This window comes from Bacillus sp. Marseille-Q3570 (genome assembly GCF_946151055.1).
Lineage (GTDB): Bacteria > Bacillota > Bacilli > Bacillales > Fictibacillaceae > Pseudalkalibacillus.
In genome coordinates, this window is the sequence record NZ_CAMGYZ010000003.1 from 106,566 (window position 1) to 121,724 (window position 15,159).

Sequence of the window (15,159 nt, forward strand, 5' to 3'; positions counted from 1 at the left end):
ACTATCATTCGATTTTGAAGCCGGCAGTTTGTATAGGTCCTTGGGTGATGAGTTTGGAGAGCTGGTTGGCCATCTCTTCAGGTGTAGGCTTCTCATCTTGGTTTAACCACCATTGGATGACACCTACGAAGGCAGCGCTGATGAAATGGAGAAGGAGATCTTTCGGGATTTGGAATTGGGTCGGATCCTGCACGACTTCTTTTATATGCCTGTCGAACTTATCACGAATCACTTCTTCTAAATTGTTCCTGAAACCATTGATTCCATTTTTACCGAACATGACTAGATAGAACATCTGATGTTTTTGTATACATTGGTAAACATTGGTGACACTGCCTTTTAACCTCTCAATGTCCAGTTCTTGACCTGCCTGGTCGAAAGGCGGATTGATGACGCTGATCAATTCCTGGATGACATCAGAACTCATTTTTTCCAGAAGGTCATACTTGTCATCATAGTGAAGATAGAAAGTTGCGCGGTTGATTAACGCTTCATCTGCGATGTCTTGAATGGTCATTGCGTCAAAGCCCTTTTTTTGGATAAACTTCAAGAATGCTTCGTTAATGAGTTTCCTCGTCCTTTTTACTCGTAGGTCTGTTTTCTTAGCCATTTTTTCATCCCTCTTTTATCAAATATACAACAAATTTAAATCAGGTGTCGTTTATCAGACATATCGTTAAACATTGGTTATTGTATGTTTCTTGTATTCTTCTATAATGGCATTGTAAACAACATGGTGTTAATTAATCAAAAACTTGTCTATTAAGGGTGGATTGGATGAATTTCTTTAAGCAGAAGCTATTCTGGGGCGGGGTTGCTGGAATCCTGATTGCTGCCACCATTTTAACATTTTCATTCATGGGTTCCACCGTCAATCCAACACCAAAAGACATGCCGTTAGCACTTGTCGTGGAAGATGAAGGTGTGACACTCCCAACAGGAGAGCAGTTGAACTTCGGTAAAATGTTAGAAGAGCAAATCAAGCAGAATGACAATGAGAGTGTGAAATGGACCATTCTGGAAAGTCGCGAAAAGGCAATCAATGAGATGAATGACAAGAACTTTTATGCGTCTATCATCATTCCGAACGATCTATCTCAAAAGATTCCTACTCTATTAAGTCCAAGTCCACAAAATCCTGAAGTCGAGATTCTGATCAATGAGGGGCTGAACAAGCCAGCTGCCACAATCGGAGAGCAAGTGGCTAATGGAATCATCGCAAAGTTGAACCAACGAGTCCAAACCAATTTATATACGCAAGTGTCGGAGCGTCAGATGTCGTTAAGTGTAGAGCAAGCCCAACAGCTCGCCCAACCCATCTCTGTAAAAACGGAGAAGCTGAACCCTGTCCCGAGTTATACCGCAAACGGTAACGCGCCAGCCGTATTCACCCAGATTATATGGCTGACGACGTTCATCAGTTCCATGATCCTTTTTACAGTGGTTAAAAAGATCGGCTTACGATGGACGTCTCTTGTCAATCAACTGCTTGGCGGATTCATTTTCGTGAGCGGAATTACGGGTCTCGTATTCTGGTTGGCGAACAACGTGCTGGAGGTTGCGATCCCTGACAAAGGCGGCATGTTGATCCTAATGCTTTTCGTCGGTCTCATGTTCTATTTCATTCAGGGAGCGTTCTTGAACTGGTTTGGATATGCAGCAGCGCCGATTTTCATACTCTTGTTCTTCTTCTCGATGCCGGTCTTGACCCTGCCACCTGAAATGTTGCCAGACATCACAAAGAGCTGGCTGTATGATTGGATTCCATTCCGTTTCAGCGTAGAGGCGTTCAAGGATATCCTGTTTTTCGATAAAAACCCTTTGAATGACGGCATTGGCATATTAGGCTATACAGGTCTCATCTCCCTGCTCGTAATGAGCTTGTCTGTTTTGAAACCTACTGCTAAAAAGTTAGAACAACCGAAAGTAAAAGAACCTGCTAGAAGGGTCAATTAAAGAAATATCAAGGAGGATTTCTACATGACAAATTCAGACAAAACCATTTTAGTGTTAGGTGCCACGGGAAAACAGGGAGGCGCAGTTGCCAGGAAGTTGTTAGCTGATGGATGGTCCGTGCGCGCGGTTTCGCGGCGCCCGGAACAACCGGCTGCACAAGAACTGCAAAAAAAGGGCGCTACAGTCGTGCAAGCGAACATGGATAATCAGCAATCTCTCTTGGAAGCTATGCGGGGAGTTTACGGTGTTTATAGTGTTCAACCTTTGTATTCAAAGGATCCCGAAAAAGAGATCCAACATGGGAAAACAGTAGCGGATGTTGCCAAACAGGTCGGTGTCTCACATTTTGTATATGGCTCGGCCGGCGGCGCTGAAAGAGATAGTGGGGTTCCCCATTTTGAAACAAAGTGGCAAGTTGAGAAATATGTACGTGCTATTGGTTTACCTTTTACGATTCTCCGTCCAACTGGTTTCATGGAAAACTTTATAGGATTTAGTCAAGCTCATGAACAAAAATTGATGGTACAGGGATTTATGGATGTGAATACGAAATTACAAATCATCGCAGTGCAAGATATTGGGGCGTTTGCTGCAATTGCCTTTAACAACCCGGAAAAATACAAGGGAATGGCCATTGAAATTGCCGGGGACGAAGTGACGCTTTCAGAAGTGGCAAAAGTGTTTAGTCAAGTATTTGATACGCCATGTGAAGTTTTGGAGTCTGCCAGGGATCAATTTCAGAAAAATAAAATGTTTGAATGGTTAGAAACTGATGGGTATCAAGCTGACATTCCTTCACTACGTAAAATTCATCCCGATTTGCTTGATTTATCAACCTGGGTAAAGAATTCAGGATGGAATCCATTTGTTGAAGATGAAAAAGGTTCTAATGTATGATTTTATTAAGCAACAGAAGGTCAGACCAAGTTTAAAAAGAGAGGGTTCATTATTCAATAATGAACGAGTAGATAATTCAAGAAGCATTACGCCTCTTTTTCACTTGATATCTAATTATTGGGGAGTAATTTTGTGCTGACTTAGATTTACTTTTATCTTTAATTGCTCCCCTATACTCCTATTGGGGAGTTTTTTGTCTAGAATTAAGTGGATTATAGACAAAATTTCTGGAATTATTCTATACTAGGTAATAAATTCCACGTCGTGTCATGATGAGGTGCTTATACTGAACTCTAATCTATCTTACAGATTTTGTGATTATATGCGATTACTATAATACGAAGTGAATTTTGTAAACGATAATCGAAAATAAGCTCTGAAGGATTTGACTATCAAAAACATAATGAAGGTTTCCGTCAGTAGAAAGGGGAAATGTAAATTGGCTGCTCGAATCAAAGTCATCGAATATGATGAAGCAGAAGGAAAAATGAAGGAACTGTACGAAAGATTTAACGGTCAAATGGCCAATATTTTAAGGGTCCATTCACTGAATCCTAAATCATTAGAGGCTCATCTGGAATATTATAAAGTGATCATGTTTGGCAAATCCCCTTTACCACGAAGGTTCCGCGAAATGATTGCGACTGTGGTCTCGTCAACAAATGAATGTTTTTACTGAATGGAACATCATGGGGCGGCGCTCCATTTGTTGGTGAAAGACGAAAGTTTTGTTGAACAGTTGAAGCAAGACTATAAAGATGCAAACATAACAGAAAAGGAAGAAGCTATTTTAGATTATGCTGTAAAGTTGACTAGGAAACCAAACAGTGTTCATGACAACGATATACAGAACTTGAGAGACAAAGGTTGTACCGATCAGGAAATCCTTGATGTATGCCAGATAACCTCCTATTTTAATTTTGTAAATCGTATGGCGGAAGGGCTTGGCGTACAACTTGAAAAATAAATACTAAAAACGCCTGACATATATTGTGATATTTTGGAGTTTGTCGAGAAAGTAACAGCCTGTGGCACCACCCAGAATGAAGTTTAACTTGTCTCCATCGAAGACCTCTTTCCTCAAGATCATCATCTTCAAAAGATTAATCAGTACATCGATTTTACCTTAATCAGTAAGATTGCTACATACCTAGCCCGAATTGGCTAGATACGTGGGAGTCATTTCCTTATAAAAATATCTTATTTTCTAATCAGATTACACAAAGAAAAAAGCTTGTAGAGAAAGTATCTATAGTTTCTCTACAAAGAAGAGGACAGGGCTTCCAGGTCCTCTTCTTCCTTAACTACAAATTTTGAGTCTAATTTTTTTATTTGTTATATGAGGCACGTGTTTTATAAATAATTTTGCGGATGCTTTCAATGGATAAGTTGAACTTTTGTTCTAATTCTTCAAAAGACCAACCATCTTTATAAAATTGATAGATCTCCTGGTTTCGTCGAGCAAGTAATTGACGTGAACCGTTCATTTCTCCCCACCCAGCCCGCTGATTGTTCTTCTTGGGGATATATATCAACTCGCCTTGAATATGTTCTTGCACTTCTTGTAGCAAGCTAGGAGGGAACACCTCTTTCCCGTTCTTGTATTCCAAAATTGACATCCTCCTTATAGATAAGGTCTACGTGAATATACAATTTCACAATTTTCATCGTTTTGTACATCTCCTTTCATTAATATTGAATATAGGTATTACAAAATTGAAACGTAATTACAGTTATTTCTAGTATAAGGGGGTTTTAAGTTTTTTTAAAGTCGCAATTTTCAAAATATTAAAGGGCCGCTAATAGCGACCCTGTACTATGAGGTTTCCGACTAAGCGGAAACCACCTCAAATTTTGTGATCAACTTCAATCAGCCTCCTTTCGCATTATTTTCGGATCCGATACTTCTATTTACGCATACAACCAGCTATATAAACAAGTTACGAAATAATTATAATCGTTTTTTACCTAAATGAGTTTTCTTATTGTTTGATGGGAAATCAGCTAATAGGCTAGGCGGTTTATCCAAGTTATTCCTCACCAAATATCCATTCTTTTTTGAGGCGGTCGAATTCACCGTGCAGCTCCATTTCTTCCATCCAGAGGTTTACCCAGTTTTGAAAGGTCGGATCGTTCCGGTGCATAAGATAGCCTTTTTGGCTTTTGGTAAATGTGTTATCAGTCAAGGCAGCATATAGTCTCTCGTCTTTACTTGCATAGTAAATCGCTTCGACTCTGTCGGTGATCATGACATCCACTTCGCCTTCTGCGACCATTGGTGGTATATCTAGATTGTTTTCAATGACGACCACATTTGCTCGTTTGATATTAGCATCCACAAACTTTTGGTTCGTTCCTCCTGGGTTCACACCTATTGTAACTTCAGGTTGATCGATATCCTCTAAGCTTTGGAAACGATCTTTATCTTCCTCGCGGATCAATGGTGATTTCCCATCATCCAGATATGGGTGGCTCAAGTGAGCGGTTTTTTGACGATCTGTATTTCGACTGATTCCACCTACAGCGATATCAAACTTGTCGTCTAGAAGATCCTCCATTAATGTCGGCCAGGAGGTTCGCACAAACTCAACCTCTACTCCTAAATCTTCAGCCATAATTTTGGCAGCTTCGATATCTAGACCCTCATATTCGTTTGTTTCTTCGTTAAAAAAGGTGAATGGTTTATAATCACCAGTGGTTCCTACGCGTATGACTCCCTTTTTCTGAATCCGATCCAGTCTGGACTGCATGACAAATTTGTTTTTACTCTTATGTATGTCTGATCCTGATGCCTTCGCTGCCTGTTCTACTGGGATATAGGACTTACCATTTACATCCAATGTTGCGATCGTCTGACCATTCCATTCAAGCAGATCGCCTTTCTTCGCTTCTGCGAGCGAAAAATTCAATCCAGAAACTAAGAGGATACCCGTCAACACAACAATCAAAATTCTACTCCATGAATACTTCAAACTCATCCCTCCATTACAAATGATTGAAGCCTAGTATATGGAGATTTAAACCTTTAATCAAACTATTCGTCTGAAAATTCTAATAAACGGTTCTTTAGTAATAACATGATCGGAAAAGACTACAGATAAGAGAGGTAGATGGGCGCTCTTCTTTTGTTAGTGGTCAGATGTTGTTTTTAACTGGGGGACCAAAGAATTGATTAAAATATATAAAAAATTGAGTGTAAAATACATAAGTTATAAATGCCAATCCAAGACAGTTACCAGATTCTTAAGATACAGGAAATATTTCATTTAATCATAACCTGTAGCTGAGGTTAAATTAATAGGGAGTAATTGCGATTACTCAAATATTACGTGTGGAGTGATGGATCATGGCTCGAAATAAACTTTTGGTACCTGGTGCAAAAAATGCAATGGATCAACTGAAAGAAGAAACTGCCAATGAAATGGGGATTCAACCTGGTGCAGATACTACCTCACGTGAAAATGGTGCTGTCGGTGGTCAAATGACGAAACGTCTAGTCGGAATGGCTGAACAGCAAATAAGCAGCAATGAACAACAGCGATAGATTTATGAAAGAGGCCGTTTTATCGGTCTCTTTTAGGTTAATGCCGTTACAAAAAACGTTGCCATTACATAAACTGAATAAATACAAAAAAACTTGCTTTACTTAGTCATTTAAACGTGTTAAGATGATAATCAAAATAAAATGAATAATGAAAACTTCTTATCCAGAGAGGCGGAGGGACTGGCCCTTTGATGCCCGGCAACCATCGAATCAATCGCTTGATTGAGGAGAACGGTGCCAATTCCTGTAGGATGTTCAAACATCCTAGAAGATGAGAGGATCGTTACGAATAGATACGACCCTTTTCTTACTGGATGAGAAAAGGGTTTTTTCGTTGCAATGAATATCAGCGAAAAGCTCTCGATAGAAGTTTCGTTATTTTGAAAGGACAGATGAACAATGGAAACAGCTATTTTTGGAGCTGGATGCTTTTGGGGTGTCGAAGCATTCTTTGAAAAATTTGAAGGTGTTATTTCAACACGCGTAGGTTATATAGGAGGTACTGTCGAAAACCCGACATATGAACAAGTGAAGACTGGAGAAACAGGCCATGCAGAGGCGGTCAAGATTCAATACGATCCTGCCTTGATTTCATATTATGAACTGCTCAACACATTCTTTGAAGTACATGACCCGACTACTCGGAATAGGCAAGGAGTTGATGTTGGAGCTCAATATCGTTCAGTCATTTTTTATACTAATCACAATCAGAAACAAATAGCCGAAGAAAAGATCAAGGTATTAACGGAAAAAGCAGTATTCAAGCTTCCGATCGTGACTGAAGTTGAAAAAGCTCCTACCTTTTATGACGCTGAGGAGTATCACCAGAAGTACTTACAGAAGAATGGTGCAGTCGCTTGCGGGATGTAAGATTGGAGAAAAATGGCGTAAATATTAACCTTGTTTCACTATCCCCAACAATGGGTAGTCTAATGTCGAATAGTCTTTTCTAGGACAAGAATCGACATCACTAAGAAGGGCAAGGTTTTTATGTTACGTTTACAATACTTCATTCTTGCATTTGGAATCATCATTTTCCTTTCTCTATGTATTGCTGCGTTTGATGTTGACTCATCAAACGTAAGCAAGCAGGGTAAAGGAAATTGGGTTGGTGCTTGGACTGCAAGTATGCAACAACCTGGAAAAGACGGCGTGTCTCAACAAGGGTTTGAAGACCAAACAATCCGAATGATCATCCATCCTAATATGGATGGTAAAAAGTTAAGAATCCGAATGGCAAATACGTACGGTTCGGATTCACTGACGATTGAAGAGGTACGTGTTGCGCGTGTGAAAACGGGCGCAGAAACTGTATCTGGATCTGATAAGCAAATCACTTTTGACGGTGATCAGAAGGTAACGATTCCTTCAGGGAAAAGAACATTTAGCGACCCACTCCCGTTTAATGTAAAAAGTGATGAAAAGCTGGCTGTAAGTATTTATGTTAAAGAGAAGTCAGGTCCAGCAACATGGCATCCTCGTTCAATGCAGACGAACTATATTTCAGAACCTGGTAACCATAGTACTAATACGGATGATAATGCGTTTAAGGAAAAAGAAGATGCCTGGTTTTGGTTGGACGGCATCGACGTCATACCCAATGCAAAAGTTGATGGTTCCGTTGTTGTCTTAGGAAGTTCTATCGCGAATGGCAATCATTCTAAAATGGATGCAGACCATAGATGGCCAGATTTTTTAGCCAAGAGGTTCAAAGAAGAATCTGAAACGAAGATGTCTGTCCTGAATGCAGGCGTATCAGCAAATCATTTGATTAATAGTTCTTCTGATAAAGGAGAGAATGCGTTTGCGAGACTTGAGCAGGACGTGTTCAGCCAAACAGGAGTCAAGGCAGTGATTTTGAATCAGGGCCTGAATGACATAAGGCATCATCCAGAGTATGATTCAGAAAAAATCATCGAAAGAATGAAGGAAATCATTGATGCTTCTCATGAAAAAGGCTTGAAAATTTATGGCGGGACGTTGACACCTTTTAAGGGCTCAGGAATGTACACACCGGAAAAGGAAAACACTCGTCAGGAAGTAAATGAGTGGATCCGGAACAGTGGAGAGTTTGATGGCGTCATCGATTTTGATGAAGCACTAAGAGATCAAGACGATCCAGCACGCTATGATCCGAAATATGATGCTGGTGATCATCTCCATCCGAATGATGCCGGTTATGAAAGAATGGCAGAAATCGTAGACCTATCCAAATTCAAATAGGGGCTGAAGCAAAACATCTATGATTTGCTTCAGTCTCTTTTCTTTTATATAGAAGTTCTTTAATCTTAACGGACACCAGAGCCGTTATATGTGCCAAAATGCTGTGTTTTAGAAATTTAACGGACACCAAAGCCGTTATTTGTGAACAAATGGGCTGGATATTGAAGGTTTTTATGAAATAAGAGCGCTGGTGTCCTTTAGTTTTATAATAGTGAGCTGTTTTTGGAAAATAAGGTCTCCTGTGTCCGTTAGCACTTTGCCACAAGTTTCAGCTAGTAGCTTTCGGGTCTTCATGGAAATTTCACGAATTAGAATTTCGAACTAGCCGCACATTCAAATACTTGCACTTTTCATAAGGACAAATCAAAATAGAAAGTATGAACAATCGTTATAGGAAAGGAATTCATTCAAATGATTGAGATTGGGCTGACCGGGTGGGGTGACCATGACTCCCTCTATCCAGCAGATATCAGATCAAATGAAAAGTTGCAGACTTACAGCAGTTTCTTCCCGACAGTCGAAATCGATTCGGCTTTTTACGCTGTCCAACCATCGAGGAACTACGAAAAATGGGTCAAGGAAACCCCAGAACGTTTTTCATTCGTCGTCAAAGCGTATCAGGGGATGACTGGACACTCGAGAGGCGACATCCCTTTTTCCAGTGAAGAGGAAATGTACTACTTATATAAAGAGTCGATCAAACCTTTGCAAGCGGCAGACAAACTGAAAATGGTCCTTTTCCAATATCCGCCCTGGTTTGATTGCAACCGGGAGAACGTCGATTTACTAAGACAGGCAAAAGAACGGATGGAAGACATCCCGGTTGCGCTTGAATTCCGTCACCAGTCCTGGTTTCATCCTTCTTTCAAGGATCGGACGTTGGCGTTCATGAGAGAAGAGGGCTGGATTCACAGCATTTGTGATGAACCGCAATCCGGAGCAGGGTCCATACCGACTGTACTTGAACCAACACATCCAGAGCATACGTTGGTCCGTTTCCATGGACGCAATGTTCATGGATGGCAGAAGAAAGGGAATCCGAACTGGCGGGATGTAAGATATCTTTATCGTTACAATGAGGAAGAGCTTATAGAATGGAAAGAGAAGCTCCTGCAGCTTGAAAAGCCGGGGCATGAGGTGACGGCGTTGTTCAATAACAATTCCGGTGGAGATGCAGCAGACAATGCAAGGCGAATGGTCCAACTGCTAGGTATCGATTACGAGGGCCTCGCACCTCGACAACTTGACCTTTTTTAACGAGGCAAATATAGAGATTAGAAATAGACAGGAGATGATACAATGAGCATTCAAAAGCTCCATCTGTATCATGTGAATGATTTACATAGCCATCTTGAACAATGGCCGAGAATCATGGGCTTCTTGAAAGATCAGCAACTTGCCCACGAAGAGAAAGATGAACTGTTTTTACGTTTCGATATTGGAGACCATGCAGATCGTTTTCATCCGATTACAGAAGGAACAGCAGGTCAGGGAAATGTAAGATTGATGAATGAAGCAGATATTTTAAATGCAACGATCGGTAATAATGAAGGAATCACCTTTTCAAAAGAACAACTGGATCATCTATATGATGATGCAAACTTTCAAGTACTTGTTGCAAATCTGAAAGAAAAAAACGGACAGCGGCCGAAATGGGCAAAACCTTACCAAATCCATACCCTGCAAAATGGCCTGAAAATTGGAGTAGTCGGTGTGACCGCTCCGTATAAAGCCTATTACAACCAGCTTGGGTGGGAGATTCAGAATCCATATGAAGCACTCATTGGATCCGTAAAAGAAATCCGGAACCAGGTCGATATCCTTATTCTGCTTTCACACCTTGGGTTAGAAGCGGATAAACATATTTCAACTGAAATGGATGATATTGATATCATATTAGGCGCTCATACGCATCATGTCCTTCCAAAAGGTTTGCATGCTAACGATACGACTATCGGACAAGCTGGGAAATTCGGTCTATACATCGGCCACATGGAGCTTGAATGGAATGAAGACTTAGGGAAAATTGAATCTATCGAAGCGAGATGTGTCGACCTGCAAGAGTATGAGGCAGATCCGAAAAGTGTACAGCTTCTTGCCCAATTGAGCGAACAAGCCGATGAGCGATTAGCTGAGGTCGTGACCGAGCTAGATCGGCCACTCGAATTGGAGTGGTTCGGACCTTCTGCTTTTACAAGTTTATTAGCTGAAGCAATCAGGGAATGGTGTGATTCGGAAATCAGTATGATCAATGCAGGATTGTTGCTCGAACCATTGAAAGCAGGCCCTGTTACGAAGAGAGATCTCCATCGTGTGTGCCCTCATCCGATCAATCCGTGTAAAATCATGCTGAAAGGCGAATATTTGAAAGAAATGATTCATCATGCTATGACGAAGGAATTGGAACAGCGCGAAGTCAAAGGCCTGGGATTCCGCGGGAAAGTGATGGGACGGATGATATTCGATGGTGTAGAAATCATGGGTAAAGACATGGCTGATGGTGAGTACCACGTAAAAAGCATCTCAATAAAAGGGCAACCTTTGGATCCAGAAAAAATATACGCCATTGGTGCCATTGATATGTTTACCTTCGGCCGTTTGCTTCCATCTGTCCATTATGCAGAGGAAAAAATCTTCTACTTGCCGGAGTTGCTGAGGGATGTCCTTGCTTGGAAGTTAAAAACCTTTGAAAGATAGGCACTACGCCAACACGCTTTGTACTACTATGACATATTGATAGTAGTGAAAAGGAGCGTGAGAAAAGATGATTACGGTCACTCCTATCGAAATCGATGGGCATATGTTTACAGGCGTGACAGTGGCATTACCGAAAACTAACTTCATGTCGATCAGCAATGACAAAGGGTATATCATGTGTGGTGCACTTGATGTTGCGTTGCTGAATGAAAAATTGGCTGAGCGGAAAATAATCGCAGGGCGGGCTGTAGGTGTACGAACCCTCGATCAGTTATTGGAAGCTCCGTTAGAGTCCGTTACGTTAGAAGCTGAAGCAATTGGTATCACTAAAGGTACAAGTGGACGTGATGCGCTGCTTAAAATGGCTAAGTCATGAATATGTCCAAATTAATAGCTATACAACCCCCAATCATTGCATACATATAGCAATAGATAGGGGGTATTTTTATGTGGAGAATACGGAGGCGTCCCCGAAAACGACCTCTTCCATTCCAACATGTCTTTATCATATCGTTTATCATATTCTCTTTATTAACTGCGCAGGCATTATGGCTTGTAAATAAAGGGATCGAACCTGCTCTTATGGAGATTGCAGAAACTGAAACGGCAGATATGGCTCAGCTTGCCATCCAGAGTGCAGTTAAAAACAGGATCGTCGATACGGGTAACACAGATGGTCTCATTAATGTCACATTAGATAATGAGGGGAAGGTTGCCCGGGTAAGTACGGATCCAAAAGTCGTCAATGAGGTTCAATCTCTTGCGACAGCTAATGTTCAATCTTTGCTCGAACAGATTGAGCGGGGGAAAAGGCCGGATTTTGCAAACTTTGCAGGTATTGAAGTCAACCGAGAAGATGAATATTCCAATGGCATATTCACTGAAATTCCTTTAGGAAGAGCAACAAATAATGCTTTACTTGCCAACCTTGGACCTAATATTCCGGTCCGTTTCCGAATCATCGGGAGTGTAGAATCGTACTTTTACGAATCAACGAAGACTGCAGGCATCAATACGGTTCATTTACAGGGATGGATTGAAGTCATTGTGAAAACTCAAATTGTTGTTCCGTTTGAAACAAAAGAAAAAGTAATTACAACGAATGTCATGTTAGTTTCAGAATTAATACCGCAAGATGTACCGTATTATTATCATAAGGGAGATAGTAGTACAGGTGCACAGCCAGTCATACCAATCAATCCACAGATCGATATCGAAAACAAGAACAATGATGATAATAACCAAGAAAACAGTAATGAAGCAGAAAAGAAAAAAGAAGAGAACACCAATTGATTTTATACGACTCCTCACAACCCTTGTATTTTTATAGCTAATCCTTTATAATATTTAATGGCGCAAAAATATCATAGACCTTATCATCAGATGAGGTAGTGGAGCAAAGAACATCAGTACAATGATGCGAGAAAGACATCGATGCCCATCACTGGAAAGGGTTATTTGCCGAAGCAGTACACTTTTGTCGAAAGGTTTACTGTTGGGACTGCATCTAATAGGTGTAGCACTGTCATTATCCGGGCAGATTGGATAGTGGAGAACTACGTGATCGATGGGGGATAACTGTTACTTATAAGGTAACGATAGGTTATTTTCTATCTATCGTTGCCTTTTTTTATTTCATCCATCGATTAATTAATAGGAGGAGAACATCATCCAATGGAAAATACAATTTATTCTTTGATTCCACCTTTACTTGCATTACTTATGGTGGCCTTGACAAGAAAGGTGTTGCTGTCACTTGGGACAGGCATCCTCGTCGGAGCATTCATGCTCAACAACTTTAATATATTGGGGAGTTTCACCCAAATCTTCGAAATCATACGTGATCTTTTCATCACGCAGAATGATGCAGGCGCATGGGAAGTGAACACATGGAATGTATTCATCCTTTTATTCTTATTAATTCTTGGCATCATGACTTCATTGATTGCGATTGCTGGGGGAAGCCGTGCCTTTGGTGAATGGGCGATTAAAAAGGTGAAGACCCGTGTGGGCGCTCAAATCTTGACGATCGTTCTGGGTATCATCATTTTCATTGACGATTACTTCAATTCTCTAGCAGTTGGTAATGTAAGTCGTCCATTGACGGACCGCCATCGTATTTCTAGAGCAAAGCTTGCGTATTATATCGATTCGACCGCTGCACCTGTCTGTGTCATTTCACCTGTTTCAAGCTGGGGCGCGTATATCATCGGTTTGATTGGTGGTATTCTTGCCACTCATGAAGTAGCTGGAATTGGCGCGCTGGAAGCCTTTGTGAAAATGATTCCGATGAATATTTATGCACTTTCAGCACTGTTGCTTGTGTTTGCAACAGCGTTATGGAATATCAACTTGTTCTCAATGAAGGCACATGAAGAAAGGGCTGTCAATGAAGGGCAAGTATTAAACCCGGATAACAAAGCGGTGCCTGGTCAACAGATCGGGTTGCCTGAGAGCGATAAAGGAAAAGTAGGGGATCTGATTTGGCCGATCGTTGCGTTGATTGTTGGGACAGTCGCTGCAATGCTTTATACCGGTGCCCAAGCAACTGAAGGAAATGTCACCGTGCTTTCCATGTTTGAAAATACCGATGTTGCGAAATCACTTGTTTACGGCGGGTTGTTCGGATTAGCTGTCACGATTGTTCTTTTCTTGATGAAAAAATTGCCTGGAAAGCATTTTGGAACAGGTATTTGGAAGGGGATCCAATCCATGCTTCCAGCTATCTACATTCTGATTTTTGCGTGGGTAATCATTGCCATCATCGATGAAATCGGAACAGGAAAATATTTAGCTAGTATTGTAGATGACAACATTAATATTGCGTTCCTGCCTGTATTGCTGTTCTTGATCTCTGGAATCATGGCTTTTGCTACAGGTACTTCGTGGGGGACGTTTGGTGTCATGCTTCCGATAGCTGGGGAAATTGCAGCAGCGACTGACATTAGTTATATCCTTCCTGTACTGGCGGCAGTTCTTGCAGGATCCGTTTTCGGTGACCATTGTTCACCAATATCCGATACGACGATCCTTTCATCAACAGGAGCGGGAAGCAACCATATCGATCATGTGATGACCCAATTGCCATATGCGCTATTGGCTGCTGTCATCAGTTCGGTCGGATTCCTTATCATTGGTTTTACACAAAGCGTCATGTTGTCACTGCTGGTATCACTTGTGCTCTTGATCATTGTGGCTTTCATATTGAAGAAGATGAACTTCACAAGAATCGAATCACCGCGAGAACAAAACTAATTGATTTATTTAAAAAGCTGACTCGAATGGGTCAGCTTTTTTGTTGTGAAGAAAAAAGTGTGGGTGAAGGTGGCTAATGGGAACGAGCAGATGAAAAGAACACCGTCCTATCAGAGATTCGGCGTTATACGGGACAGGAAGCGGAGGAAAAGGCGAAGAGCTGTCCCGTAACGGAGTTATATGAGACAGGAATCAGTGAGAAATGTGAAGAGCTGTCCCGTAACGCTGTTATTCGAGACAGGAACCAGGGAAAAAACCAAAGAGTTGTCCCGTAACGCTGTTATTCGAGACAGGAACCAGAAGAAAAAGCGAAGAGCTGTCCCATAACGCTGTTATACGGGACAGGAACCAGAAGAAAAAGCGAAGAGCTGTCCCATAACGCTGTTATACGGGACAGGAACAGGATGAAAAAGCGTGCGCCTGTCCAACAGGATCGATGTGCGATCTGAAATAAGCGATAGCACCAATCCAACGGCAGAAAAACAATCAGTCCTAACTCCAACACTGAAACAGAAAAACCTACAAACGGATAAGAATTCTTTATGAAAAAAATGTAATAATATGTAGTATATTTATACCAAAACTGC

Annotated in this window: 15 protein-coding genes and 2 riboswitches; of the genes, 12 read left to right on the plus strand and 3 right to left on the minus strand. The window is 41.1% G+C overall.

Annotated elements, in window-relative coordinates; translation table 11 throughout:
* Positions 1-4: 4 nt before the first annotated feature.
* Entirely contained in the window at positions 5-610 is a 606-nt protein-coding gene (locus N8M93_RS06325) for a TetR/AcrR family transcriptional regulator (protein ID WP_261130421.1), read from the minus strand.
* Positions 611-777: 167 nt separating this feature from the next.
* On the opposite strand from N8M93_RS06325, the gene N8M93_RS06330 reads away from it, so the two are divergent.
* From N8M93_RS06330 to N8M93_RS06345, 4 genes are all read left to right on the plus strand, one after another.
* Positions 778-1,956, plus strand: coding sequence for a YhgE/Pip domain-containing protein (locus N8M93_RS06330; protein WP_261130422.1), 1,179 nt, complete (start codon positions 778-780; stop codon positions 1,954-1,956).
* Between the two features lie 24 nt (positions 1,957-1,980).
* Complete coding sequence (locus tag N8M93_RS06335) at positions 1,981-2,853, plus strand: NmrA/HSCARG family protein (RefSeq protein WP_261130423.1); 873 nt, start codon at positions 1,981-1,983, stop codon at positions 2,851-2,853.
* Positions 2,854-3,292: 439 nt separating this feature from the next.
* On the plus strand, positions 3,293-3,532 hold the full coding sequence (locus N8M93_RS06340; RefSeq protein ID WP_261130424.1) for a carboxymuconolactone decarboxylase family protein: 240 nt from the start codon (positions 3,293-3,295) through the stop codon (positions 3,530-3,532).
* A complete protein-coding gene (locus tag N8M93_RS06345) occupies positions 3,533-3,820 on the plus strand; it encodes a carboxymuconolactone decarboxylase family protein (RefSeq protein ID WP_261130425.1) in 288 nt (95 codons plus the stop codon).
* Positions 3,821-4,181: 361 nt separating this feature from the next.
* Here the strand turns inward: N8M93_RS06345 and N8M93_RS06350 are convergent, their stop codons facing one another.
* On the minus strand, positions 4,182-4,472 hold the full coding sequence (locus N8M93_RS06350; protein WP_396125390.1) for a CD3324 family protein: 291 nt from the start codon (positions 4,470-4,472) through the stop codon (positions 4,182-4,184).
* Positions 4,473-4,883: 411 nt separating this feature from the next.
* Positions 4,884-5,825 carry a transporter substrate-binding domain-containing protein gene (locus N8M93_RS06355; protein ID WP_261130427.1) on the minus strand — a complete coding sequence of 314 codons (942 nt, stop codon included), beginning with the start codon at positions 5,823-5,825 and terminating at the stop codon, positions 4,884-4,886.
* A gap of 374 nt (positions 5,826-6,199) precedes the next feature.
* Between N8M93_RS06355 and N8M93_RS06360 the strand changes: the two genes are divergently transcribed.
* The 8 genes from N8M93_RS06360 (at position 6,200) to N8M93_RS06395 (ending at position 14,572) form a co-directional block, all read left to right on the plus strand.
* Positions 6,200-6,397 carry an alpha/beta-type small acid-soluble spore protein gene (locus N8M93_RS06360; protein WP_261130428.1) on the plus strand — a complete coding sequence of 66 codons (198 nt, stop codon included), beginning with the start codon at positions 6,200-6,202 and terminating at the stop codon, positions 6,395-6,397.
* Positions 6,398-6,553: 156 nt separating this feature from the next.
* A riboswitch (SAM riboswitch) is annotated at positions 6,554-6,675 on the plus strand.
* 121 nt (positions 6,676-6,796) lie between these two features.
* Positions 6,797-7,267, plus strand: coding sequence for a peptide-methionine (S)-S-oxide reductase MsrA (gene msrA / locus N8M93_RS06365; protein WP_261130429.1), 471 nt, complete (start codon positions 6,797-6,799; stop codon positions 7,265-7,267).
* Positions 7,268-7,387: 120 nt separating this feature from the next.
* On the plus strand, positions 7,388-8,620 hold the full coding sequence (locus tag N8M93_RS06370; RefSeq protein ID WP_261130430.1) for an SGNH/GDSL hydrolase family protein: 1,233 nt from the start codon (positions 7,388-7,390) through the stop codon (positions 8,618-8,620).
* 411 nt (positions 8,621-9,031) lie between these two features.
* The gene (locus N8M93_RS06375; protein WP_261130431.1) at positions 9,032-9,877 is read left to right on the plus strand and encodes a DUF72 domain-containing protein; all 846 of its coding nucleotides are present in this window, start codon (positions 9,032-9,034) and stop codon (positions 9,875-9,877) included.
* Between the two features lie 42 nt (positions 9,878-9,919).
* The gene (locus tag N8M93_RS06380) at positions 9,920-11,317 is read left to right on the plus strand and encodes a bifunctional UDP-sugar hydrolase/5'-nucleotidase (RefSeq protein ID WP_261130432.1); all 1,398 of its coding nucleotides are present in this window, start codon (positions 9,920-9,922) and stop codon (positions 11,315-11,317) included.
* A 67-nt stretch (positions 11,318-11,384) separates the two neighbouring features.
* Complete coding sequence (locus N8M93_RS06385; protein WP_261130433.1) at positions 11,385-11,693, plus strand: YunC family protein; 309 nt, start codon at positions 11,385-11,387, stop codon at positions 11,691-11,693.
* Positions 11,694-11,764: 71 nt separating this feature from the next.
* Positions 11,765-12,610 (plus strand): sporulation protein YunB, encoded by an 846-nt coding sequence (gene yunB / locus N8M93_RS06390; protein WP_261130434.1) that lies wholly within the window; start codon positions 11,765-11,767, stop codon positions 12,608-12,610.
* An 88-nt stretch (positions 12,611-12,698) separates the two neighbouring features.
* A riboswitch (Lysine riboswitch) is annotated at positions 12,699-12,884 on the plus strand.
* 107 nt (positions 12,885-12,991) lie between these two features.
* Positions 12,992-14,572, plus strand: coding sequence for a Na+/H+ antiporter NhaC family protein (locus N8M93_RS06395; protein ID WP_261130435.1), 1,581 nt, complete (start codon positions 12,992-12,994; stop codon positions 14,570-14,572).
* Positions 14,573-15,159: the final 587 nt, after the last annotated feature.

What these genes read in the sequence shown, in the direction of transcription:
- N8M93_RS06395 (WP_261130435.1), top strand. Translation starts at nt 12,992, where the DNA reads ATGGAAAATACAATTTATTCTTTGATTCCACCTTTACTTGCATTACTT.
- N8M93_RS06385 (WP_261130433.1), top strand. Translation starts at nt 11,385, where the DNA reads ATGATTACGGTCACTCCTATCGAAATCGATGGGCATATGTTTACAGGC.
- yunB (WP_261130434.1), top strand. Translation starts at nt 11,765, where the DNA reads ATGTGGAGAATACGGAGGCGTCCCCGAAAACGACCTCTTCCATTCCAA.
- msrA (WP_261130429.1), top strand. Translation starts at nt 6,797, where the DNA reads ATGGAAACAGCTATTTTTGGAGCTGGATGCTTTTGGGGTGTCGAAGCA.
- N8M93_RS06375 (WP_261130431.1), top strand. Translation starts at nt 9,032, where the DNA reads ATGATTGAGATTGGGCTGACCGGGTGGGGTGACCATGACTCCCTCTAT.
- N8M93_RS06360 (WP_261130428.1), top strand. Translation starts at nt 6,200, where the DNA reads ATGGCTCGAAATAAACTTTTGGTACCTGGTGCAAAAAATGCAATGGAT.
- N8M93_RS06380 (WP_261130432.1), top strand. Translation starts at nt 9,920, where the DNA reads ATGAGCATTCAAAAGCTCCATCTGTATCATGTGAATGATTTACATAGC.
- N8M93_RS06325 (WP_261130421.1), bottom strand. Translation starts at nt 610, where the DNA reads ATGGCTAAGAAAACAGACCTACGAGTAAAAAGGACGAGGAAACTCATT.
- N8M93_RS06350 (WP_396125390.1), bottom strand. Translation starts at nt 4,472, where the DNA reads ATGTCAATTTTGGAATACAAGAACGGGAAAGAGGTGTTCCCTCCTAGC.
- N8M93_RS06370 (WP_261130430.1), top strand. Translation starts at nt 7,388, where the DNA reads ATGTTACGTTTACAATACTTCATTCTTGCATTTGGAATCATCATTTTC.
- N8M93_RS06345 (WP_261130425.1), top strand. Translation starts at nt 3,533, where the DNA reads ATGGAACATCATGGGGCGGCGCTCCATTTGTTGGTGAAAGACGAAAGT.
- N8M93_RS06335 (WP_261130423.1), top strand. Translation starts at nt 1,981, where the DNA reads ATGACAAATTCAGACAAAACCATTTTAGTGTTAGGTGCCACGGGAAAA.
- N8M93_RS06330 (WP_261130422.1), top strand. Translation starts at nt 778, where the DNA reads ATGAATTTCTTTAAGCAGAAGCTATTCTGGGGCGGGGTTGCTGGAATC.